This window comes from Microbacterium sp. NPDC076895, from assembly GCF_040687115.1.
Classification (GTDB): domain Bacteria; phylum Actinomycetota; class Actinomycetes; order Actinomycetales; family Microbacteriaceae; genus Microbacterium.
Genome location: NZ_JBFBMQ010000022.1, coordinates 1 through 21693 on the forward strand (window position 1 = coordinate 1; position 21693 = coordinate 21693).

A 21693-nucleotide genomic window follows, 5' to 3' on the forward strand; every position below is an offset into this window, starting at 1 on the left:
GATCTGGGCACTCCTGCGCGACGGCACAACCTTCCATCAGGAATCACCACCCACCACGCCCATCGCCGCTTGACAAGCCAATTGAGATTCCTTTCGGGTGGGTGTGAGGAATGAGGAGGAACAGGTCAGAAGTAGGTGATGCCCTTTGATAGCACGACGACACCGAGGATCAGCAGGACGAAGCCCATGATTACGGTGTGCTCTCGTTCGAGCCACGCCCGCAGCGCGTCGAGGGGCTGGTGTGCCCGATCACCCGCGACGAGGACGCCGATGATCGGGACCAGGATCGTCGATGCTGCAACGAGGACGTACACCGGGATGGCGACGGCTGCATCGCTCACGCGAACCCCGGATGAGCCGAGTGCGACTCCTGCTGCAGCGCCGAGCAGGAGATTCTTCGGATTCACCGCGGCCAGCAGGACGCCCAGCCCCACCGCGTCCCAGAACCCGAGACTGTCGATGGCGCGCATCCAGGCCGGGAGTTCTCTGTCTCCATTGCGCGTCCGGGCAGCCGAGCGGAATTGGCGAACCGACAGACCGATCAGCACGATGCCCACAACCAGGTGAATGGTTCCCGGCACGGGGCGAGTTCCACCGACGGTCGGTGAGGGGATCACCGCCGCGAAGACCAAAAAGAGCACGACGACGGTCAGGATGCCGACAATCCATCCGAGGGCGAACCCGGCGCCGGCCGTACGAGCCTTCGGGGAAACCAGCAGGAGGATGGCGGCGATGATCGGGATCGGGCTGATGGCGATGCCCACCGCGAGCGGAAGTACCGCTCCGATCGCGTCTCCCATGCTTTTCTCCCGGAACCGGCTGTCGACGCATCCGTCATGCGCCGTGGTGAGTGAATCGTCCGGGATCACCATAAGGCCGCACCCGCCCGCGGTGAAGCGCCTGCGGCCCAGAAATCCGCGGCAGCCCGATCCCCCTCGCTCATGGGTGTCATCGACTCATTCCTGACGCTGATCTCGGCCGTCGGATCGGTCCGGCTCGGTGGAGCGCCTCCCGGGACCGTTCGGGTCGCTCAGGTACAGTTGTGACGCCGCATCCCGCGGTGCGACCGCCGTTCAGCAAAGGCAGCCCCTCTGTGACTTCCCTCGACGCGTCCGACGGCTCGCCGACCGGCGACCATACCGGTGGCGACGGCCGCCTCACCGTGCTCATCGGTGCCGATACCTTCTTTCCTGACGTCAACGGTGCCGCGCGATTCGCGGAGCGGCTCGCTGCCGGCCTCGTCGCCCGCGGGCACGACGTTCACGTCATGGCACCGAGCAAGACCTGGGCGCAGCATGGCGTCTTCCGTGAGGTGATCGAGGGTCAGGAGATGACCGTTCACCGCATCCACTCCTACCGGTGGTACCCGCACGACTGGCTGCGATTCGTGTGGCCGTGGCGTGCCAAGCACTACTCCCGCATCGTGCTGGACGAGGTAAAGCCGGATGTCGTCCACATTCAGTCGCACATCGTGATCGGTCGGGCGCTCACCCGGATCGCGTGCCAGCGAGGGATCCCCGTCGTCGCGACCAACCACGTCATGCCCGAGAACATCCTCGACTACTCGGCGATGCCGAAGTCGTGGAATGACACGATCATCCGGTGGGCGTGGGCCGATGCGAACCGCACGTTCCAACTCACCCGCGTGATCACGACTCCCACGCGCCGCGCCGCCGACTACCTTGAGCGGGCAACGGGAATCACGGGGGTCATCCCCATCTCCTGCGGCATCGACATGAACAACTACACGCCCGACTTCACCGCTCGCCCCGACAAGCGCGTGCTGTTCGTCGGTCGACTCACCAACGAGAAGCAGATCGATGTCCTGCTGAGAGCCATGACAAAGCTCGATCCCGCCCTCGGGGTGACGCTCGACATCGTCGGTGGCGGTGACCAGCGCAAGAGCCTCGAAGCGCTCGCCAGTGATCTCGGTCTCGCGGATCGCGTGACGTTCCGCGGTCACACCTCTGAGGAGGAGCTGCGGGCGCTGTACTCGCGGGCGACAGTCTTCGCCATCGCCTCGATCGCCGAACTCCAGTCGATTGCCACCATGGAGGCCATGGCCTCGGGTCTACCGATCGTCGCGGCCAACGCCGTGGCGCTGCCGCACCTCGTCCAGGACGGCGAGAACGGATACCTCTTCACCCCGGGCGATGCCGATGAGCTTGCGGCACGGCTCACGGATGTGCTCACCGCGGAACCCGGCGAGCGTCGCCGGATGCAACAGGCCTCCCTCGACGCCGTCGCTATCCATGACATCAACCGCACTCTCGACACCTTCGAAGCGCTTTATCGCGGCGAACCCGTTCCGGAGTAAGGATGCACGTCGTGATGTTCGGCGACCAGCACGCCGAAACGCTCGGCGGCGCACAGGTGTCGATGCGACTACAGCGCCGATTCCTCGAGAAGGCCGGCCACACCGTCACGATCGTCGCTCCCCGCAGGCACGGACCGCGTTCAGGGTTGCGCGCTGACGATCCGGGCTACGCCGATCTGCCGTCCATCCCGGTGACGCTCGATCGCGAGTACGCGATGACGTGGCCGAATGCGCGCGCCGATCGTGCGGTTGATGCGGTGATGGCAGGGCGGCCTCCGGTGGACATCGTGCACGTGCAGGGTGACTTCTGGGGGGCATTTCTCGGCATCCGCTTTGCCCGACGCCACGGTCTCCCCGTCGTGTTCACGTTCCACAACCGCGTCGATGTCGGCATCCGCGCCGTCGCCCCGTTCCCCGGCCTCGTGTTGCGGGTTCTCAACCGCTGGGGTCGCCGGGCGCTGTCGGAACCTGCCGATACGGGCGCCGACGGTTGGGCGTACCTGCGGATGCTGGCATCGTCGGCCGATGCCGTCACGGCGCCCTCGGCCCACTTCGCGCGCCGCCTCGAGGCCCATCGCGTCGCTCCCCATGTCGATGTCGTGTGGAACGGCATCGACGACGACGAGCTGGCCCTGGCCCTCTCATCCCCGCGCGGGCATGCCGAGTCCCGGCCTCCGCGCCTGGTGTGGGTGGGACGGATGAGTCCCGAGAAGCGTCTGATTCCGTTCCTGGAGGCAGTGGTTGCGTCGGGGATCGAGGCCGACATCGAAGTGATCGGCAACGGCGCGCAACGGGCTGCCGCTCAGCGGGTGGCCGAGCGTGCCCGTGCGTCGGTGTTCTTCCTCGGGTCGTTGCCGTACCGCGAAACGCTGCGACGCATCCGGTCGGCCGACGCGCTCGTCCAGACGTCCATTGGGTTTGAGACGCAGGGCATGACGATCTTCGAGGCTGCGACGCTGGGAACCCCGTCGATCGTTTGCGATCCAGACCTCGTGGCAGAGCTCGGGTCGGGGGTGTGGGCGGTTCCGGATGGCGCGACCGAGAGCCTTGCTGATGTCTTGCGAACCGCCGTCGCTGATATCCGCAGCGGCGCAGCACCCGTGCCCGACCCGTCGATCGCCGAGAGATTCCGCCAGTCGTCGCGGACCGCGGCCATGCTCGAGGTGTACGAGGCAGCGAAGGTCCGGCACGCCGAGCGGTGAACCGTCGCCGTCGCCGTCACGGTACGCGGCGGGTGTCGGTCGGCTGGCGGCGAAAGCCGTCGGTGCGGACGGCGCGAATCGTTGCGAGCAAGCCCCATACGGCAAGGGCTGACACGAGAAGCAGAGTCATCATGTCAGAAACGCTATGATCAACTCATTCCGGCCACGAGTGGCGGAATGACCATACTTCGAAGGATTCATGCCACCGCAGAGTGGACTGTCGAGAGTCGAGTCATCATGATCCGCACCGTTGCAACGATCGTTCAGCCAGGGTTCGCGCCCTTCGAGTTCGGCCTGGCGTGCGAGGCGTTCGGTCTCGACCGCTCCGCCGACGGGATCCGAGGGTTCGACTTCCGCATCGTGGCGGCCGAACCGGGCCTCGTGCCGAGCAACCTCGGCTTCTCCATCACGGTCGACGAAGGCCTGGAGTTCGCACAGACCGCCGACCTCGTGATCGTGACACCGGTACCGCGCGACAGATGGCAGGAGGCTGACACTCGCGTGTCGGCCGTTGTTCGGCGCGCAGCGGAGCGCGGAGCATGGCTCATGAGCGTGTGCAGTGGCTCGTTCGTGCTCGCGGCGGCGGGAGTTCTCGACGGTCGACGCGCGACCACCCACTGGATGTATTCCGACACCATGGCGCAGATGTATCCGCAGATCGAGGTCGACCCCGATGTTCTGTACGTGCAGGACGGTCGCATCATCACGAGTGCCGGGACGGCTGCGGGGCTGGATGCCTGCCTTCACCTGCTCCGACAGGAGCTCGGCGCGGAGGCGACCAACCGCATCGCGCGCAGGATGGTCGTCGCCCCGCAGCGCGATGGTGGACAGGCTCAGTTCATCGACAAGCCCTTGCCTGTCGCGGCATCCCATTCCTTGGCCCCTGTCACGGACTGGATGCTCGCGAACCTGCGTTCCGATCTCTCCGTGGAGCAGCTCGCTGCGCGGGCGCACATGTCGCCACGGACGTTTGCGCGACGCTTCAAGGCGGATCTCGGCGCGACGCCGGCGGCGTGGCTTGCCCGCCAGCGCATCATCCACGCGCAGCGGCTGCTCGAGCGCACCGACCTGGGACTCGACCGCATCGCGTGGGAGAGCGGGTTCGGTTCCGCTGCGGTGCTGCGGCAGAACTTCGCGCGAGTCCTCGGCATCACGCCCACTGCGTATCGCGCTCGCTTCCCCTCGGGTTCACGGGATCTCGCACCGACGGGCTGAGGCCGTCCTCGTGGGCGGGGCAACGATCGGGCAACGAGGCCGGATGGGTCGCTGTGCCTCCGATACACTCTGGCCATGTCGAGGGGTGGGGGACACGTGGCAGCATCGCGGATGTCGGTATGGGCTGGCGTTGCCGCGCTGAGCGTTGCTCTGGTCGGGTGCGCCCCCGCGAGTGAGACCGACCCGACGCCTTCGGCATCCGTCTCGACCGCGCCGTCCCCGGATGCCACCTCCGACGGGCCACCGGTGACCGACCGGCCCGTGGACGAGATCGATCTCGACGCTCTCGTGTGCACCGATCTGCTCGATCTCGCCGTCGCACAGGCGCAGTTTGGTGCTGATGCGCAGTTCATCGCCGAGCTCGGACCGGGGGAGTTCGCCGGCATCATGGCGGGCCCGATCGCCGAGAACGCGCTGAGCGAGGCGACACAGCAGATCGGGTGTATCTGGGGTATTCCGCAGAGCGACGGCGCCTTCACCGTCGTCGTCGCTGCGCTGCCGCAGGCATCCCGAGATACTCTCACCACTGCCCTCGGCTCCAGCGTCTTCACGGGCACGCTGATCGGTACCGCGCCGGCGTACACGTGGGAGCGCGACGACGCCCTCGGTATGGTCACGACCGTCTACGCTTTTGCGTCGCCGCTCTGGGTGACGGTCACCGGTTCGGGTACAACGAGCTCGCAGACCGAGATCACCGGGGATGTGCTCAATCACCTCCGAACGATCTACCCCAGTCTCGGCAACTGAGCACTGACCGTTGCCGCCCCTGAGTGGCGGCCGCCGTCATCGGCATGACGCGGTGCAGCGGAAGCCGGCGGTAGGGCGACCGCGGCGGTACCGGAGCGCACCCGTGATGGAGGGCTCCGCAGGCGAACCCGGCCATCCCGAGCTCCCGCCCGCAGGCGAAGCCCTTCCCGAATCGACCGGGCGGTGATAAACTTGAGTCAGAACGGCTCAAGTTTGAGCCCACACAGATTTCGGCGGTCGGACCGCCACCCACGTCGCCGCACAGGAGGCATCATGCAGACCACACCGATGGCTGACCAGGACGAGCAGCAGACTGCGCTCGAACAGTTCGGCATCAACCTCACCGATCGGGCCCGCCAGGGCAAACTCGACCCTGTCATCGGGCGGGATGCCGAGATCCGCCGGATCAGCCAGGTGCTGACCCGCCGCACCAAGAACAACCCCGTCCTCATCGGCGAACCGGGCGTCGGCAAGACCGCCGTCGTCGAGGGGCTGGCTCAGCGCATCGTCGCCGGGGATGTGGCCGAAAGTCTTCGCGGCAAGGAGCTCATCGCCCTCGACATCTCGGCGTTGGTCGCCGGCGCCATGTATCGCGGGCAGTTCGAGGACCGGCTCAAGAAGGTGCTCAAGGAGATCACCGACTCCGAGGGTCAGATCATCACCTTCATCGACGAACTCCACGTCCTCATGGGCGCGGGAGGCGGCGAAGGTTCGGTCGCGGCATCCAACATGCTCAAGCCGATGCTCGCCCGCGGTGAACTTCACATGATCGGTGCCACGACACTCAACGAGTATCGCGAGTTCATCGAGAAGGATGCCGCGCTCGAGCGCCGCTTTCAGCAGGTCTACGTCGGCGAGCCCAACGTCGAAGACACCGTCGCCATCCTCCGCGGGCTCAAGGAGCGGTACGAGGCACACCACAAGGTCGCGATCTCGGATAGCGCGCTGATCGCGGCTGCGGCCCTGTCGCACCGCTACATCCCGAGCAGGCAGCTGCCCGACAAGGCCATCGACCTCATCGACGAAGCGGCATCCCGGCTGCGGATGGAGATCGACTCGGCGCCTCTGGAGATCGACGAGCTGCGCCGCCACGTCGACCGCCTCAAGCTCGAGGAGCTCGCTCTCAAGAAGGAGAAGGATGCGGCATCCCAGGAGCGCCTCGAGAAACTGCGCGCGGACCTGAAACGTGAGCAGGACAAGCTCTCGGAGCTGCAGGCCAAGTGGGAGACCGAGCGATCGATCCTCAACCGTGTCGGTGAGCTGAAGACCCGATTGGATGCGGCGCGCATCGAGGCAGAGCGCGCCCAACGCGAGGGCGACCTCGAGCGTGCGTCGCGTCTGCTCTATGCCGAGATCCCGGCGCTCGAGCGCGGGATCATCGAGGCCGAGAGCATGGAACCCAGCGAAGACCGAATGGTGAATGAGCAGGTCACCGAGGAGGACATCGCGGCTGTCATCGCCGGATGGACCGGTATTCCGGTAGGGCGTCTGTTGCAGGGCGAGAGTGAGAAGCTCGTGCATCTCGAGGCCGAGCTCGGCAAGCGCCTGATCGGGCAGAAGGAGGCGGTGAAGGCTGTCGCGGATGCCGTGCGCCGATCGCGCGCCGGGATCAGCGACCCTAACCGTCCGACCGGCTCGTTCCTGTTCCTCGGCCCCACGGGTGTCGGCAAGACGGAGCTCGCGAAGGCGCTCGCCGCATTCCTCTTCGACGATGAGCACGCCATGGTGCGCATCGACATGTCGGAATACGGCGAGAAGCACTCGGTCTCACGCCTGGTCGGTGCCCCTCCCGGATACGTCGGGTACGAACAGGGCGGCCAGCTGACGGAGGCCGTGCGGCGCCGTCCGTACAGCGTCGTGCTGCTCGACGAGGTCGAGAAGGCCCACCCCGAGGTGTTCGACATCCTGCTGCAGGTGATGGATGACGGACGTCTCACCGATGGTCAGGGGCGCACCGTCGACTTCACGAACGTCATCCTGATTCTGACCTCCAACCTCGGATCGCCGATTCTCATCGACCCGACGATGCCGCTGGAGCAGAAGCGGTCACAGGTGCTGGCTCTGGTGCGCCAGGCGTTCAAGCCCGAGTTCATCAACCGGCTCGATGACATCGTCATCTTCCAGGCGCTCTCGCAGGATGACCTGGCCCAGATCGTCGAACTCACGGTCGACCGACTGCAGCAGCGCCTTCAGGAGCGTCGACTCACCCTCGCGGTCACCCCGGACGCGCGAGGGTGGCTCGCCGAGCGGGGCTACGATCCGGTGTTCGGTGCTCGTCCGCTGCGGCGTCTCATCCAGTCCGAGATCCAGGATCGCCTGGCGATGGCACTGCTGTCCGGCGGGGTCCGCGATGGAGACCTCGTTCGGGTGGATGTCGCGGTCGACGGGGACTCGTTGGTCTTGACCAGTGACGGGCCGGCAGTCGCCCCGGCGCCGCGTCCGGGCGAGGATGACGACATCATCGAAGCCGAACTGATGGACGACTGAACCCAGAAACACCGCGGGGCTCGAGGTCAACTGATGACCTCGAGCCCCGCGTCTGTCTCGGACGAAATCAGGCGTCGACCAGGACAGTCTCCGACAGCGGCCGGCGGGTACGGGGCGCTGCCTCGCGTTCGCGGACTGCCTCGTCTGCCGCGTCAAGATCGCCCAGGTTCCCGACGGCCATGACCGTGAGCGGGCGAATCGTCTCGGGGAGCGAGAACGCGGCAGCGATGGCGTCGCGGTCGAACCCTCCCATCTGGTGAGTCATCAGGCCGTCGGCGTGTGCCTGCACGGTGAAGTGCGCAGCGGCCTGGCCCGCGTCATACTCGGCCCACGGCAACTCCACGCCGTCATGCTCGGTGTCGGCAAGAAAGACCACGAGTGCTCCCGCATTGACAGCCCAGACCTGGTTGAAACCGGTGAGCGCATTCGAGATCTGCGAGAACGCGTCGGTGCCGCGCCGTGCGACGATCAGTCGCCACGGCTGAGTGTTTGCTGCCGACGGCGCCCAGCGCGCAGCTTCGAGAGCTGCCGACAGTGCTGACTCGTCAATCGGGCGCTCGGCATCGAAGACCCGAGTGCTGCGGCGGTTCGCGAGGACGTCGAGCAGGGCATTGGACGGGGCGATGGTGGTCATGACTTCTCCCGGTGTTGAGGATTATCGGAACGGACCCCGTCGTCCTCTTCGGTCAACACCCAATTTCGCTTGGTATTCCCCGCGCCGCGTCAGGCTCCGTTCATCCGGTCTCGCCACTCCAGCAGCGGCTTCACGGGGGAGAGGTCGTAGTCCGGCCCGTCGATCGAGGGGATGATGAAGCGCACCCCGAGCGGATGCAGCCGCTCCAGGGCATCCTGTTCCAGCAGCGGCCCGAACCCGCGCGGAGTGAAACCCGTCGCGATCTCGATGTCGGCGGGATCCCGGCCGACGCGCGCGCACCAGTCGTGAAGCACGTCGAGCTTGTGGGGGATCTTCTCAATCGGCGTGAACGTGTGCCAGATAGCGGCGTGCTCGGCCACGAGCCGGAGCGTCTTCTGCTCGCCCTGCCCGCCGATGAGGATCGGAATGTCTCGCGTCGGCGCCGGATCCAGCAGCTCCCATCGGCGACGGATACGCCCGAGGTCGTCGCGCAGATCGTTCAGGCGTGATCCGACGGTGCCGAACTCGTAGCCGTACTCGAGGTAGTCCTTCTCGGCCCAGCCCGAGCCCGTGCCGAAGATCAGCCGACCCGTCCCGCCTTTGCGCTGATGTGGTCGACGGTGCGGGCCATGTCGGCCTGCAGGTCGGGGTTGCGGTACGAACTGCAGTTGACGAGCGGGCCGAACTCCACCCGCTCGGTGAGTTCGGCGATGGAGGCGAGCATCGTCCACGCCTCGTAGTGCTCAGCCTCGAGCGGCGCAGTGAGCGGGAAGAAGTGATCCCAGTTGAAGATTGCGTCCACGCCCAGATCCTCGGCTCGGCAGATGGCGTCGCGGATCTGGGAGTAGGAGGCGTGCTGGGGTGCGAGCTGCACGCCGACGCGCACGGGACGATGCTCTGCGGGGTGGGTCGTCATCCTTCGAGTATTGTCCGAACCGGTCGTGACCGGGCGGCACTTGCGCGAGTCGGAAGTCCGCGGGATCTTCCGGTGATCAAAACCCGAGCGCCGCTGTGCGTACGGATAGCGTCAGACCATGACGATAGCGACCGCTGACCTGTTCGACGAACGCGGCGACGAGCTTGATTCGCTCGGCATCCAGCTGCAGGATATCGGTGGTCGGATCGCCTTCGACGGCTCGATCCGTACGGTGCGCTGCTTTCGCGACAACGCCCTGGTGAAGGCGACCCTGGCAACTCCGGGACGCGGTGGCGTGCTCGTGATCGACGGGGGTGGCTCGCTCGATTCGGCGCTGGTCGGAGATCTCATCGCGGGATCCGCGGTCGAGAACGGTTGGTCAGGCATCCTCGTGTACGGCGCGATTCGCGACCGCGAAGCGATCGGGCGACTCGACCTCGGGGTCAAGGCTCTCGGTTCGAACCCGCGCAAGAGCGCCAAGGACGGCGTCGGCGACCTGGACGTCCCCGTGACGATCGGCGGCGTCGTGTTCACTCCGGGCAGGCACGTCTGGGCGGATGCCGACGGGGTGGTCGTGGAGCGCTGATCCCCGTCCTCGAGGCAGACGGTCCGGCTCAGTAGTCGCGGTCGGGCCAGTCGGCGGGTCCATGCGATCCCGCCGGGTAGTCCTGAAGGGGAACCTCGTCGGCTTTCCAGGCATCCAGCACGGGCTGCACGATGCGCCAGCACTGCTCGGCAGCATCACCGCGCACCGACAGGGTCGGGTCGCCGTCGAGGATCTCGGAGAGTACTTCGGCGTACGCCAGGAGCGCACCCTCACCGAGGTCGGCGCTGAGCTTTGCCCAGGTGAGCGCGAAGGGGTCGTCGGCGCCGTTGACATTCAAACCGAGCGACATCCGGTCGGGGCCCAGGGTGAACCGCAGGCGCGAACCGTGGGTCGCGCCGGTGAATCCGTCGGGCAGGTGCCGAACCGGGCGGAACCGGATGAGGATCTCCTTGACCGGATCGCCGACCGCCTTGCCCGAGCGCATCGTGATGGGAACACCCGCCCAGCGGTTGTTGCGCACCTCGAGCACGACCTCGGCGAGGGTCTCGGTCTCACGGTCGGGATCCACCCCCGGCTCGTCGACGTAGTTCGGCAGCTCACGGCCGTCGATCGTTCCGGCCGTGTATCGCCCGCGGCGCGAGGAAGCTACCGGGTCGTCGTCCCAGATGCGGGTGGCCAGCAGAGCCGACGTCGTCGCGCCTCGGAGGTCCTGCTCACCGAGCGTTGCTGGCGGCTCCATCGTCACGAGCGCCATCAGCTGCAGGAGGTGGCTCTGGATCATGTCGCGCAGTGCCCCGGCTTTGTCGTAGTAGCCGGCCCGTCCCTCGAGCCCGAGCTTCTCGTCGTAGGTGATGTCGATCGACTCGATGTGTTCAGCCGACCAGATCGGCTCGAGGACGCGATTGGCAAAGCGGGCGCCGATGATGTTCAGCGACATCGAGCGGCCGAGGAAGTGATCGACGCGGAACACCTGGCCCTCCGGGACGAGCGCCGCGAGCTTCTCGTTGAGCGCGTGGGCACTCTCGGCATCCGTTCCGAACGGCTTCTCCAGCGCCAGGATGAGTCCTTCGGGAAGGTCGACCGACGACAGTGACTCGCAGGCCTTTGCGGCGATGGCCGGCGGGACCGCGAAGTACAGGGCGATCCGGCCCTGCGTCTCGGAGAGCAGCGAGGTCAGATCGTCGGGTGCCGTGATGTCGGCCTTCGTGTAGGTCGTATCGGCGACCTTCTCGAACGCGTCCTCGGCATCCATCGACGCGAAGGCGGTGCGGACGGTCTCGCGCCAGTGTTCGTCGGTCCAGTCATCCATCCCCGCACCGCGTAGGCGCACCTGGCGACCGGGCTGCCGCGACAGCAACTGGCCGAGAGCAGGAAGCAGCAACCGGGAGGTGAGGTCCCCTGATGCGCCGAGAATCATGAGCGTCGTCGTCTGGTCGGCCATGTCGCCACCTTATCGACGCTGTGTGTCCGGCAGGCAGATTCGTCGGGAAGTCACGGGGACGAGAGGTAACCGACACCACCTCGGATGCCGCGTGCGCGGCGGATCTGCCGCCAACCCTGCCGAGGGCTGACACAATCGGGGCATGGCTGCGCCAATCGAGGACTATGCAATCTTGAGCAATTGCCGTACGGCAGCGCTCGTCTCCCGCGAGGGCAGCATCGACTGGCTGTGCCTCCCGAGATACGACTCGCCGTCGATCTTCGGTGCGCTGCTGGGCGAACAGAAGCACGGGCACTGGACGATCCGCGCTGCCGACCCCGACGCCGCGGTGACGCGGTACTACGAAGACGACACGTTCGTGCTTGTCACGCGTTGGGAGACCTCGACGGGCGTTGCCGAGGTGCGCGAGTTCATGCCGATCGACGGCGGCCGCGTGGAGCTCGTGCGGCGCGTCGAAGGGGTCTCGGGACACGTCGACTTCACGACGGAGTTGCGGATGCGCTTCGACTACGCTCGCGCGCTCCCGTGGGTGCGGCAGGTGGGCAGCCACGTCGCACCGGCACTGCTGGCCATTGCGGGGCCGGATGCCGTACTGGTGCGTGGTGTCGAGATGAACCCCGACGACCATGTGCACCGCGGATCGTTCACGGTCGAAGCGCGCAGCGGGGTGGATCTGACCCTGACCTCGTTCCCGTCTCACCGGGAGGCACCGGACCCCGCTGATGTCGATCGAATGCTCACCCACACGCTGCACTGGTGGCGCGAGTGGGCGGGACGTGTCGACCACGATGGCCCGTTCGAAGATGAGGTCGTGCGCTCGCTCATGGTGCTTCGCGCACTGACGCACGAAGACACCGGCGGTATCGTCGCGGCGGCTACCACCTCCCTTCCCGAAGACTTCGGTGGAGTGCGCAACTGGGACTACCGCTACGTGTGGCTGCGCGATGCCGCGCTGACGATCGAGGCGCTCATCTCCCACGGCTTCCTGCGTGTGACGGCGCGCTGGCGGCAGTGGCTGCTGCGCGCTATCGCGGGCGACCCCAAGGATCTGCAGATCATGTACGGGCTTGCGGGAGAGCGCGATCTGGTCGAGCGCGAACTCGCGTCGCTGCCCGGATATGAGGGGTCGGCGCCGGTGCGGATCGGAAACGGTGCCTCCGACCAGTACCAGGGCGATGTCATCGGCGAAGTGATGGTGGCCCTTGAGGCGGCCCGTGTGGCTGGGGTCGAAGAGACCGACTTCTCGTGGGCACTGCAGCGGGCGATGCTCGCGTTCGTCGAGCGCCACTTCGACAAGCCTGACAACGGCATCTGGGAGATTCGTGGCGAGCCGCAGAAATTCACGCACTCTCGAGCGATGATCTGGGCTGCGTTCGACCGCGGTGCGCGGGCGGTGCGCGACTATGGTCTTCCCGGCGACGCGCAGAAGTGGGAGAAGCTGCGTGACCAGGTGCGGGCGGAGATCGACGCGCACGGTTTCGACGCCGAGCGCGGCCACTTCGTGCAGCACTACGGGTCGACCGAAGTGGATGCCTCACTGCTGTTGCTTGCGCAGGTGGGGTTCGTCGCGCACGATGACCCGCGGATGCTGGGCACCGTCGCCGAGATGGAACGCACGCTCATGGTGGACGGACTCCTGCACCGCTATCGCACCGAGAGCGGGGTGGACGGTCTCGCGGGCACCGAGCATCCGTTCCTCGCCTGCTCGTTCTGGCTCGTGGAGCAGTATGCGAACAGCGGTCGTGTGGATGACGCGATGGCGCTCATGACCCGTCTCTGCGGCTTCGCCAACGACGTCGGCTTGCTCTCAGAGGAGTACGACGTCGAGGGCGGCCGTCAGGCGGGGAACACGCCTCAAGCTCTCTCGCACCTTGCCCTCGTCCGGGCCGCCGACGCGCTGGCTGGACACCACGGCCGCGCCGCCGACCGGGAATAGCGCGCAACAGTCGTGATCCCCGGCGACGGTCCCGCGCTCCGCGGCGGAGACGGGACCGACGCGGGATAGCCGGGGCATTCCGATCACGGGGTCTTGAGTGCCTCGCGCCATGAGACGCGTGCGCCCATGCGCAGGATCGAGCGTTCGTAGATCTTTGCCGCCAGCACGATCGCAGCGACACAGGTGGCGATGAGGATGACGAGGGACAGGATCGGCTCCCACCACTGCGCCTCTCCGAGGTACAGCCGAAGCGGCATCCCGACCGGCGCCGAGAACGGCACGTACGACATCACGGTGAGCACGACAGGGTTGTCGCCTGCGAAAATCACCAGGAAGTACGGCGCCATGATGAGCATCGTCAGCGGCGCGGTCGTTGAGCCGATGTCCTCCATGCGCGAGACGAGCGAACCCGCCGCCGCGAACAGCGACGCCAGCAGCACGAACCCGAAGAGGAAGAAGATCGCGAACCAGGCGATCGGGGCGCCGAGGCCCTGGAGCACCTCGCTTTGCCCGGTGACGATCAGTCCTACCACGGCGATCGTGGCGAGGAGCAGGATCTGGGCCATCGCCAAGATCGTGTTCCCGATGATCTTGCCCGCCAGGAGCGTTCGTGCCGGCATTGCCGACAGGAGCAACTCGACGACGCGGGTCTGCTTCTCCTCGACGACGCTCTGGGCGATGGTTCCGCCGAAGAGGGATGCCGCCAGAAGGAAGACGATTCCGAACCCGATCGAGACGAAGTAGCGCAGCGCGAAGTCGACGGTCGCCGGGTCGAGCAGTACGACTGACGGAGACTCCGACAGCCCCATGAGCAGCGACGTCGGTGGCGAGTCCTCGGCGATGACGACCACACCGGTGGGCGAGGATGCGTCATCGACAACCGCGGCGCTGACCTCACCGCTGCGGACGAGTGCTTCCGCGGCATCCCGGTCGGCGACCTGCGTCACCTCGACGCCGGGGACCTTCTGCACCGCAGCTGCCGTCGATGAGGTGACCGCGACCTGCGTCGCAGACGGGTTGCCGGCAGAGAACCCGCCCCAGATAACCGCGGCGAGCGCGATCAGCAGGGTGATGACCGTCGAGATCACGAAGGCGCGGCTGCGCAGTTTGGAGCCCACTTCGCGTTCGGCAACCAGCCAGACGTTCTGGAAGCCGCGGGGCGTGGATGTCGGAGCGGCGGTAGTCACTGGATGACCTCCTTGAAGATCTGCGCGAGCGTCGGGCGAACAGGGGTGAAGCGATCGATGCTCGACTCGCTGGCTGCGCGCTGCAGGACGCGCTGGGCGGCGGCGTCCTCGGCCGCATCGAAAAGGGCGTTTCCGCCGTCGAACTCGACCACCGTGATACCAGGTTCCTCGCGCAGCCAGCCGAGGTCGCCGGCAGTGCGCAGTTCGTAGCGGTGTCCCGAGTGCTGCTGGCGCAGGTGCTCGCTGCTGCCGGCGGCGCGGATCTCTCCGCCGGCGATGATGACGATGTCATCGCAGAGGCGCTCGACGACGTCGAGCTGGTGGGATGAGAACAGGACGGAGACGCCGGCAGCCGCGCGGCGGTGCAAGACGTCTGCGACCACGTCGACAGCGAGGGGATCGAGCCCCGAGAAGGGCTCATCGAGGATGAGCACGTCGGGCTCGTGCACCAGCGCAGCGGCGATCTGCGCCCGCTGCTGGTTACCGAGTGAGAGTTTCTCGACGGTGTCGTTCAGGCGCTCCCCGAGCCCGAGCTGCTCGAGGAGGGCGATAGACCTCGCCTCCGCCTCGCCCTTGTCGAACCCGTGCAGCCGGGCGAGATAGGTGATGTGCTCGCCGACCTTCATCTTCGGGTAGAGCCCGCGTTCTTCGGGCATGTAGCCGAAGCGGCGCCTGTCCGCCGAGGTCAGCGCGGCACCATTGATGGTGACCGACCCGTCATCCTTGGCAAGCACCCCGAGGATGATGCGCATCGTCGTGGTCTTTCCCGCACCGTTCCCTCCGACGAAGCCGGTCAACCGGCCGGGCCTGACAGTGAACGACAGATCGTTCAGAACACGGTGTGCGCCATAACTCTTGGTCACGTGCGACAACTCGAGCATGTTGCTCCTCTCACTCGGTACCTCCAGGCTAGGAAGCCGCGCCTCGCCGCGCATCCGCCTCGAGGCGGGTCATGTCCTCCCTCGCGCGGGGGAGGCGGGTTCCCGGGTCAGGCCAGCCCGTGACGGTATGCATAGACGACAGCGGCGACGCGGTCGCGGACGCCGAGTTTGAGCAACACGTTGGAGACGTGGGTCTTCACCGTTGCCTCGCCGATGATCAGGTGCGCCGCGATCTCAGCGTTGCTCATCGCCTGCGCCATCAGACGCAGAACCTCCGACTCGCGCTCGGTGAGGTCGGCCGCTGCCGGTGGTGTCGGCGTCGGCGGTGCAGCCGCGAACCGTGCGATGACGCGGCGAGTCACCTCGGGGGCCAGCAGCGCGTCGCCGGCCGCAGCTACCCGCACGGCAGACTGCAGATCCTCGGGCGCTGCGTTCTTCAGCAAAAAGCCGCTCGCCCCAGCCTCGAGGGCCTCGAAGAGGTAGTCATCCCGATCGAAGGTGGTGACGATCACGACGGCGCACTCGAGCCCGGGGTCGGCGACGATCTGGCGCGTCGCGGCGAGCCCTCCCACTCCGGGCATCTGCACGTCCATACAAATGACATCGGGTCTGAGATCGGATGCCGCCCGCACTGCCGCTTCGCCGCTCGCAGCCTCACCGACGACCTCCAGGTCGGGAGCACTGTCGAGGATGAGGCGGAAGCCAGCGCGCATGAGCGCATGATCGTCGACCAGCAGAACCCGAGTACTCACGCGCCCACCCCCTCGAGGCGCGGCACGCTCAGGCGTACCCGGAATCCACCCTCGCGGCGCGGTGAGATCTCGATCGAGCCGCCGGACGCGGCTGCCCGCTCGCGCATGCCGAGAAGTCCGAGCCCGCTCTGGGAGGAGAGTGAGGGTCTTCCGGAGTTCACGATCTCGACCTCGAGCGCCGCGGGTAGATACCGCACGCGGACGTCGGCCGCGGCATCCGGGCCGCCGTGACGACGGGCGTTGGTCAGGGCTTCTTGCGTGATTCGGAAGGCGTTGACCTGTACCGTGGGCGCTACTGGCGCCGGCTCACCGATGATCGTCAGAGTCGTCGGGAGCCCGTTTTCGTTGGCGTGGGCGACAAGCGCGGGCAGTCCGTCCAGTCCCACTGTCGATGCGTCGCTGGGGTCGTCGTCGACGGGCGTGCGAAGTGTCTCGAGCAACTGGCGCAACTCCACGAGGGCATCACGCGCTGCCTGCTCGATGTCGATGAGGGCGCGCCGCGCGGCATCCGGATCGGCATCCCACACCGTCCGCGCCGCGGCAGCCTGCACGCCCATGGCAGAGACATGGTGGGCCACCACATCGTGCAGTTCGCGAGCGATGCGGACGCGGTCGAGGGCGACGGCTTGCGCGGCGGTCGTCTCGCGCTCCCGTTCGAGCTCGACGGTCCGCTCGGCAAGGACCTCGCGCTGGCGGCGCGACTCGAACGTGCGGTTGCCGAAATAGTACGCACCGCCGAAGAAGGCGACGTTCACGAGGAACTGGATGAGCATGAACGCCACGTAGGGCGAGAAAAGCCCTGCGCGCGACAGTCCCTCGTCGGTGGGGGCTGTCGCATCGATGAACATCGTCACCAGCAGCCAGATGAACATCCCCACGATGATCACCATGCGCACGATGAAGGCGCGGCGCCGATCGTCTACCCACGCCCCGACCGTGTAGAAGGCGATGAAGACGGCAACGTTTCCCACGTAGAGCTCCGGGATGCGCGCCATCATGCCGAGGAAGAACGCGATCGACACCGCGACCGCGACCGTGCTGGGTAGGCGGCGCCGCCATGCGAGTGGTGCTGTGACGCCGAAGGCATACAGGAGGGCGAAACGGAGGTCGACCTCGGTCTGGCTGTAGATCCCGGCGACCGAGCCGAGGGCCGTACTCAGCACCGCCGTGACGAACAGTGCCACTGCTAGCCAGACATCGCCTCGCAGCGGAACCCACCACGAGGTGGCACGCGTCGGATCACTCACCCATCCACGCTACGTCGATCCCATGCCACGTCACATCCGTCTCATGGGGGAGGCCTCGCGCCTGCTGGAAGCGGCCAGCCACGGTCCCGATCGCAGGATCAGACGGGTGAGACGAGTCGCCAGGGGTCGGCAGTGCGGATTGATCCTGCGTTCGGCGTGCCGGGCGCGGTGTGCTGACGCGTACTGTGAGGGCATGGCGAGCCGGCAGACCTCCCCGGTCACGACAGGATTCGGGGGCCGGGTGCTCGCGTTGCTGGCGTGCTCGCATCCTGGGCCGACGGTGGTCGTCACGACGCTCGCCGGATTGCTCGCCGTCGGCGCAGGCATCGGAGTGGAGCGCATCGCACTGACCGTCGCGGCCGTGCTCTTCGGCCAACTGTCTGTGGGATGGTCCAACGACGCCATCGACGCCCAGCGCGACATCGCCATCGGGCGTCGCGACAAGCCGATCGCGGCGGGCGTGATCTCGCGCAGAGCGGTCGCTGCTGCAGCGGGCGTCGCGCTCGTGCTCGCGCTGGGTGTCTCCGGCGTTATCGGGTGGCAGTTCTGCCTCGCCCATGGCATCGCTCTGGCCTCGGCGTGGGCGTACAACGCCTGGCTGAAGTTCACATGGGCATCGGTGATCCCGTTCGCGGTGAGTTTCGGCATCCTGCCCTCGCTCGCAACCCTGGCAGCTGCCCTGCCTGCGGTGGCTCCGTGGTGGCAGGGAGCCGCCGGTGCGCTGCTGGGTGTGGCGGTTCACCTGACCAACGTGCTGCCGGATCTCGCCGACGACGAGGCGACGGGTGTGCGCGGACTCGGTCACCGGATCGGTGCCACGCCGAGTGCGATAGCCGCGTTCGCCGCCGTCATCGCGGGGACCGTTGTCGTGCTGGTCGGATCGTTCGGCGAGGCGCCCCCCGCCGTGGCGCTCGCTGCGTCAGTGAGTGTTGTGGCGTGCGCTGTCGCGGGCCTGCTCCGCGCTCTCCGGAAGCCGGACCGTGTGGTCTTCCGCCTCGTGATGGCGGCGGGTCTGATCCTTGCTGCTCAGCTGGTCGTCACCGCGTTCGTGGCCTGAAGTGGGGTGCCCGGGCATCCGGATCGAATCCCATCCCGTAGGCGTGTGCGAGGAGCCGCGCGGGCGCGAGACGGATGCCGGCGAGCCGCGTCGCGGCGCCCAAGCTGCCGTGGCCGCGACCGGCCACGGTGTTCAGCGCCGCAATCCGGGCTGCAGTCCTCGCGGCGGATCTTCGCCTGCGTTCCCACGCGGCAAGCTCGGCAGGAGGCTCGCCGGTTCTGCCCCACTCCGCGAGCAGCGGGGCGAGCGTCGCCGCATCGATGAGTCCGAGGTTGAGCCCCTGCCCACCGATGGGGCTCACCTCGTGGGCAGCGTCCCCGATCGCGAGAACCCGACCGCGCAGCATCCGGCGCGCGACGAACCGGCCGACACCGAAGGTCGATGCCGTCGTGATCGTGTCGCCAGAGGAACCCGCACGCCGGGTGACTGCCGCACGCAGGTCGGCTGCCGGGTCAGGTGCGCTACCTGCGGAGCCGGGGCTGTGCCACGCGACATACCGCCGAAGCCCGCCGGGCAGAGGGAATGATTCCAGGACGCCGTCCGGATGCAGGTGGACGATGGCCCGGGGCCCGTCATCGGTGTCATCGGGAACGTCGGCCATGACGTACCGGTCGGGGTACGCGCGGCGCGTGCCCTCGCGAGTGAGGCTGCTGATGTGGCGGGAGCGAGACCCCGCCGCGATCACGACCGCATCGCCGCGCACCTCGCCGCGGTCGGTGATCACCCGACACGACGATCCCTCGTCGATCACGTCGAGCACCTGGACTCCGCGCTGCGGGGCGGGAGCGCCGTGGCCGGCCGCCTCGGCCGCGATCGCTGTTTCGGTGGCAGCCTGCGGGAGGGTCGCGACGAACGGGAAGGATGCGAGTGAGCCAGTGCGCACCGCGTCAAAGCGGATCGTGGTTACGGCCCTGCCGCCGATCCGGGCCTCGCCCTCGCGGACCTGCAGGCAGGCGGAAAGGATGCGATCGGTTACTCCCGAGGCTGACATCGCCGCTAGCGCGGCCGAATGGATGCCGATGGCTCGGGATCCGGCGCCGGGGGTCTCACGTGCTTCGAGCGTGACGTGTTCCACGCCCAGCCGGGCGAACTCGGCGCCGAGCAGCATGCCGACGGGGCCGGCGCCGATGATCACGACATGCATGGATCACACCCCGGCGGTACTGCGCGACTGTCGAGTGGCGAGAACACGGAAAGGGGCCGGCGACGTCACCGTCCATCCCCGCGGGACCTCCCGCTGGAGCTCGGCGACGGTGTACGACCGCCGGATCGAGCGGAGCCCGTCGGTAAGGAGGAAGGTGCCGGGAGCGACCGGAAGGATACCGACCGCGTAGAGGCCCCACGCCGCTGAGCTGCGGGCGATGTCGTTGTGCAGCACGAGCTCGGCGCCCAGGGCGTCGGTGTGGGCGAGGAGCTCGCGCAACTGATCCCGGCTGAGGTGATGCAGGACGTGGTTCGAGACGACAACATCGAACTGCTCGCCGGCGTCGACGAGGTCTGCGACGTAGGCGCCGCGGAAGCTCACTCCAGGCTCGGGTGGGCGCGAGGTCGCGATCGAGAGGCACCGAGGGTCGGGATCGATTCCACAGATCTCCACGGCGAAGCTGTCCGCGCGGGCGCGTCGTGCGAGGCTCAGCGTGACATCTCCGCCGCCGCACCCCACGTCGAGAATCCGGACAGGAGCCTCAGGCTGCTCCTTCGCTCGGGCGCGAAGGTAGGGGTGCAGGCGCGACCTGTAGATCGCGTCCCATCCCGAGACCGCTCGATTGACCAGACCGAACCGGCGGACCGTGCGCAGCAGCATCCGCTCGTCGCAGTGCGGATCGTCCATCAGCTCGCGAAGAGCCTCGTCACGAACGCGCACTGGCCGCCTGCCCCACGCGCACATCCTCAGCAGCGTCGTCCGCCCGGCGCGCGGCGACACGAGCCGTCGCGCTCTCCACAGCGAGGCCGGGACCGAACGCGGTGACAAGCACCTGTTCACCCTCGACCACCGTGGGGTCGCCGAGAAGATCGGCGAGGATGAACAGCACGGTGGCGGAGGACATGTTGCCGTAGTCGCGCAGGATCGCCCGGGACCGCTGCAGAGCTGATTGATCGAGATCCATTGCCTGCTCGAACTTGTCCAGGATGCTGCGGCCGCCCGGGTGCACCACCCACTGATCAATCGCGCCGGTGCGCTCGAGCACCGGCGCGAGCGCTGCGCGGACCTCGCGTCCGACGATGCGAGGAACATTGCCGGTGAGTGTCATCTCGAAGCCGTGGTCGCCGATGATCCACGCCATGTCGTGCTCGCCGTCGGTGGTGAGGGCGGTCGTGAAGCCCGTGAGTTCCAGCGCCCGGGACGGTGCGGGTAGCTCGCGAGGTTCGCCGCGTTCTGGAGGCCGGGCGGTCACGACCGCCGCTGCTGCGCCGTCGGCGAAAACAGCAGAGGCGACGATCTGATCGGGGTCGGGCGATGACCGCATGTGGATCGAGCACACTTCGGTGCACGAAACCAAGACCGTTGCCGTCGGGTCGGTGAGGCAGATGCGCCACGCCGAACGCAGCGCTGGGATCGCTGCGGCGCATCCCATGAAACCGATGTGTTCGCGCTCGACGGTGGGATCGAGTCCGAGGTCGCGGACCAGTCGGTACTCGGGTCCGGGGGCGTAGAAGCCGGTGCAGCTCGCGGTGACCACGTGGGTGATCTCGCTCGGCTGCACTCCGGCGTTGTGCAGGGCGCGCCGCGCCGCCGACTCGGACAGCTTCGGCGCTTCGCGTGCGTAGAGCTCGTTGCGGGGGCCCGTCCCCGGACTACGGATGACACGGCTCTCCGGCTCGAGGAAGGTTCCGCCGCCACTCGCGAAGTCTTCGATGACGGTGTGGCGCCGCTCGATCGCCGAGTTGTCGTAGGCGGCGCGGATGAGCCGTGCCGTCAGGGGTGCGATATCCGGCTCAGCGAGGAACAGGTCCCTCACCTGGGATTGCGAGAGCGCGAACTCCGGCACCGCCGTCCCAATGCCGATGAGCTGCACTCTCATGCACTCACCCTAGGGCGTGTCTGATAATTGTTTGGTCCACGCGATTGCGGCGTGGATGAGGACCGCGGCGCGGTAGACGATGGCGTGTTTGTCGTAGCGAGTGG

The 21693-nt window shown here is 67.3% G+C and carries 20 protein-coding genes and 1 pseudogene; 8 read left to right on the forward strand and 13 right to left on the reverse strand.

From position 1 onward, the window contains the following. Positions 1 to 125 precede the first annotated feature (125 nt). Entirely contained in the window at positions 126 to 800 is a 675-nt protein-coding gene (locus AB0O89_RS14320; RefSeq protein WP_300593497.1) for a GAP family protein, read from the reverse strand. Positions 801 to 1162: 362 nt separating this feature from the next. Here AB0O89_RS14320 and AB0O89_RS14325 point away from each other — a divergent pair, with 362 nt between their 5' ends. The 5 genes from AB0O89_RS14325 to AB0O89_RS14345 all read left to right on the forward strand — a co-directional run bounded on the left by AB0O89_RS14325 (position 1163) and on the right by AB0O89_RS14345 (position 7968). Then, on the forward strand, positions 1163 to 2317 hold the full coding sequence (locus tag AB0O89_RS14325; RefSeq protein ID WP_331792047.1) for a glycosyltransferase: 1155 nt from the start codon (positions 1163 to 1165) through the stop codon (positions 2315 to 2317). Positions 2318 to 2319: 2 nt separating this feature from the next. Beyond that, positions 2320 to 3519 (forward strand): glycosyltransferase, encoded by a 1200-nt coding sequence (locus AB0O89_RS14330; RefSeq protein ID WP_363498921.1) that lies wholly within the window; start codon positions 2320 to 2322, stop codon positions 3517 to 3519. A 237-nt stretch (positions 3520 to 3756) separates the two neighbouring features. Continuing rightward, the gene (locus AB0O89_RS14335; RefSeq protein ID WP_331792009.1) at positions 3757 to 4734 is read left to right on the forward strand and encodes a helix-turn-helix domain-containing protein; all 978 of its coding nucleotides are present in this window, start codon (positions 3757 to 3759) and stop codon (positions 4732 to 4734) included. A gap of 75 nt (positions 4735 to 4809) precedes the next feature. After that, positions 4810 to 5481, forward strand: coding sequence for a hypothetical protein (locus tag AB0O89_RS14340; RefSeq protein WP_363498924.1), 672 nt, complete (start codon positions 4810 to 4812; stop codon positions 5479 to 5481). Between the two features lie 273 nt (positions 5482 to 5754). Continuing rightward, positions 5755 to 7968 carry an AAA family ATPase gene (locus tag AB0O89_RS14345; protein ID WP_363498927.1) on the forward strand — a complete coding sequence of 738 codons (2214 nt, stop codon included), beginning with the start codon at positions 5755 to 5757 and terminating at the stop codon, positions 7966 to 7968. Positions 7969 to 8035: 67 nt separating this feature from the next. Here AB0O89_RS14345 and AB0O89_RS14350 read toward each other — a convergent pair whose 3' ends face one another. From AB0O89_RS14350 to AB0O89_RS14360, 3 genes are all read right to left on the reverse strand, one after another. After that, the gene (locus tag AB0O89_RS14350) at positions 8036 to 8602 is read right to left on the reverse strand and encodes a nitroreductase family protein (RefSeq protein WP_300591739.1); all 567 of its coding nucleotides are present in this window, start codon (positions 8600 to 8602) and stop codon (positions 8036 to 8038) included. An 89-nt stretch (positions 8603 to 8691) separates the two neighbouring features. Continuing rightward, entirely contained in the window at positions 8692 to 9270 is a 579-nt protein-coding gene (locus AB0O89_RS14355) for an LLM class flavin-dependent oxidoreductase (RefSeq protein ID WP_363498959.1), read from the reverse strand. Continuing rightward, on the reverse strand, positions 9183 to 9518 hold the full coding sequence (locus tag AB0O89_RS14360) for an LLM class flavin-dependent oxidoreductase (protein WP_363498930.1): 336 nt from the start codon (positions 9516 to 9518) through the stop codon (positions 9183 to 9185). Before AB0O89_RS14360 ends, AB0O89_RS14355 begins: the two co-directional genes overlap by 88 nt. Positions 9519 to 9636: 118 nt before the next feature. On the opposite strand from AB0O89_RS14360, the gene rraA reads away from it, so the two are divergent. Continuing rightward, on the forward strand, positions 9637 to 10104 hold the full coding sequence (rraA, locus tag AB0O89_RS14365) for a ribonuclease E activity regulator RraA (protein ID WP_292707204.1): 468 nt from the start codon (positions 9637 to 9639) through the stop codon (positions 10102 to 10104). A 28-nt stretch (positions 10105 to 10132) separates the two neighbouring features. Here rraA and AB0O89_RS14370 read toward each other — a convergent pair whose 3' ends face one another. Continuing rightward, on the reverse strand, positions 10133 to 11506 hold the full coding sequence (locus AB0O89_RS14370; RefSeq protein ID WP_363498933.1) for a glucose-6-phosphate dehydrogenase: 1374 nt from the start codon (positions 11504 to 11506) through the stop codon (positions 10133 to 10135). A 142-nt stretch (positions 11507 to 11648) separates the two neighbouring features. On the opposite strand from AB0O89_RS14370, the gene AB0O89_RS14375 reads away from it, so the two are divergent. Continuing rightward, positions 11649 to 13442 carry a glycoside hydrolase family 15 protein gene (locus AB0O89_RS14375; RefSeq protein ID WP_363498936.1) on the forward strand — a complete coding sequence of 598 codons (1794 nt, stop codon included), beginning with the start codon at positions 11649 to 11651 and terminating at the stop codon, positions 13440 to 13442. 83 nt (positions 13443 to 13525) lie between these two features. Here AB0O89_RS14375 and AB0O89_RS14380 read toward each other — a convergent pair whose 3' ends face one another. From AB0O89_RS14380 to AB0O89_RS14395, 4 genes are all read right to left on the reverse strand, one after another. Then, a complete protein-coding gene (locus AB0O89_RS14380) occupies positions 13526 to 14629 on the reverse strand; it encodes an ABC transporter permease (RefSeq protein WP_363498939.1) in 1104 nt (367 codons plus the stop codon). Beyond that, positions 14626 to 15510, reverse strand: coding sequence for an ATP-binding cassette domain-containing protein (locus AB0O89_RS14385; protein ID WP_363498942.1), 885 nt, complete (start codon positions 15508 to 15510; stop codon positions 14626 to 14628). Before AB0O89_RS14385 ends, AB0O89_RS14380 begins: the two co-directional genes overlap by 4 nt. Before the next feature lie 107 nt (positions 15511 to 15617). After that, positions 15618 to 16262, reverse strand: coding sequence for a response regulator transcription factor (locus AB0O89_RS14390; RefSeq protein ID WP_331791999.1), 645 nt, complete (start codon positions 16260 to 16262; stop codon positions 15618 to 15620). Then, positions 16259 to 17509, reverse strand: coding sequence for a sensor histidine kinase (locus AB0O89_RS14395; protein ID WP_363498946.1), 1251 nt, complete (start codon positions 17507 to 17509; stop codon positions 16259 to 16261). Before AB0O89_RS14395 ends, AB0O89_RS14390 begins: the two co-directional genes overlap by 4 nt. Positions 17510 to 17702: 193 nt before the next feature. On the opposite strand from AB0O89_RS14395, the gene AB0O89_RS14400 reads away from it, so the two are divergent. Next, entirely contained in the window at positions 17703 to 18566 is an 864-nt protein-coding gene (locus tag AB0O89_RS14400) for a UbiA family prenyltransferase (RefSeq protein WP_363498949.1), read from the forward strand. Here AB0O89_RS14400 and AB0O89_RS14405 read toward each other — a convergent pair. The 4 genes and pseudogenes from AB0O89_RS14405 to AB0O89_RS14420 all read right to left on the reverse strand — a co-directional run. Continuing rightward, positions 18547 to 19710 (reverse strand): NAD(P)/FAD-dependent oxidoreductase, encoded by a 1164-nt coding sequence (locus AB0O89_RS14405; protein ID WP_363498952.1) that lies wholly within the window; start codon positions 19708 to 19710, stop codon positions 18547 to 18549. The genes AB0O89_RS14400 and AB0O89_RS14405 overlap by 20 nt on opposite strands. Positions 19711 to 19713: 3 nt before the next feature. Further along, positions 19714 to 20430, reverse strand: a complete 717-nt coding sequence (locus AB0O89_RS14410; protein WP_363498954.1) for a methyltransferase domain-containing protein — start codon at positions 20428 to 20430, stop codon at positions 19714 to 19716. Continuing rightward, positions 20417 to 21589 carry a type III polyketide synthase gene (locus AB0O89_RS14415; RefSeq protein WP_363498956.1) on the reverse strand — a complete coding sequence of 391 codons (1173 nt, stop codon included), beginning with the start codon at positions 21587 to 21589 and terminating at the stop codon, positions 20417 to 20419. The genes AB0O89_RS14410 and AB0O89_RS14415 overlap by 14 nt, the downstream gene beginning before the upstream one ends. Positions 21590 to 21598: 9 nt before the next feature. Further along, positions 21599 to 21693, reverse strand: a pseudogene (locus AB0O89_RS14420) (IS5/IS1182 family transposase); the annotation flags it as partial.

Bases quoted from the DNA above. Each gene is read 5' to 3' on its own strand.
- AB0O89_RS14345 (WP_363498927.1), top strand. From the start codon at position 5,755: ATGCAGACCACACCGATGGCTGACCAGGACGAGCAGCAGACTGCGCTC.
- AB0O89_RS14415 (WP_363498956.1), bottom strand. From the start codon at position 21,589: ATGAGAGTGCAGCTCATCGGCATTGGGACGGCGGTGCCGGAGTTCGCG.
- AB0O89_RS14385 (WP_363498942.1), bottom strand. From the start codon at position 15,510: ATGCTCGAGTTGTCGCACGTGACCAAGAGTTATGGCGCACACCGTGTT.
- AB0O89_RS14330 (WP_363498921.1), top strand. From the start codon at position 2,320: ATGCACGTCGTGATGTTCGGCGACCAGCACGCCGAAACGCTCGGCGGC.
- AB0O89_RS14375 (WP_363498936.1), top strand. From the start codon at position 11,649: ATGGCTGCGCCAATCGAGGACTATGCAATCTTGAGCAATTGCCGTACG.
- AB0O89_RS14350 (WP_300591739.1), bottom strand. From the start codon at position 8,602: ATGACCACCATCGCCCCGTCCAATGCCCTGCTCGACGTCCTCGCGAAC.
- AB0O89_RS14360 (WP_363498930.1), bottom strand. From the start codon at position 9,518: ATGACGACCCACCCCGCAGAGCATCGTCCCGTGCGCGTCGGCGTGCAG.
- AB0O89_RS14370 (WP_363498933.1), bottom strand. From the start codon at position 11,506: ATGGCCGACCAGACGACGACGCTCATGATTCTCGGCGCATCAGGGGAC.
- rraA (WP_292707204.1), top strand. From the start codon at position 9,637: ATGACGATAGCGACCGCTGACCTGTTCGACGAACGCGGCGACGAGCTT.
- AB0O89_RS14405 (WP_363498952.1), bottom strand. From the start codon at position 19,710: ATGCATGTCGTGATCATCGGCGCCGGCCCCGTCGGCATGCTGCTCGGC.
- AB0O89_RS14400 (WP_363498949.1), top strand. From the start codon at position 17,703: ATGGCGAGCCGGCAGACCTCCCCGGTCACGACAGGATTCGGGGGCCGG.
- AB0O89_RS14340 (WP_363498924.1), top strand. From the start codon at position 4,810: ATGTCGAGGGGTGGGGGACACGTGGCAGCATCGCGGATGTCGGTATGG.
- AB0O89_RS14320 (WP_300593497.1), bottom strand. From the start codon at position 800: ATGGGAGACGCGATCGGAGCGGTACTTCCGCTCGCGGTGGGCATCGCC.
- AB0O89_RS14335 (WP_331792009.1), top strand. From the start codon at position 3,757: ATGATCCGCACCGTTGCAACGATCGTTCAGCCAGGGTTCGCGCCCTTC.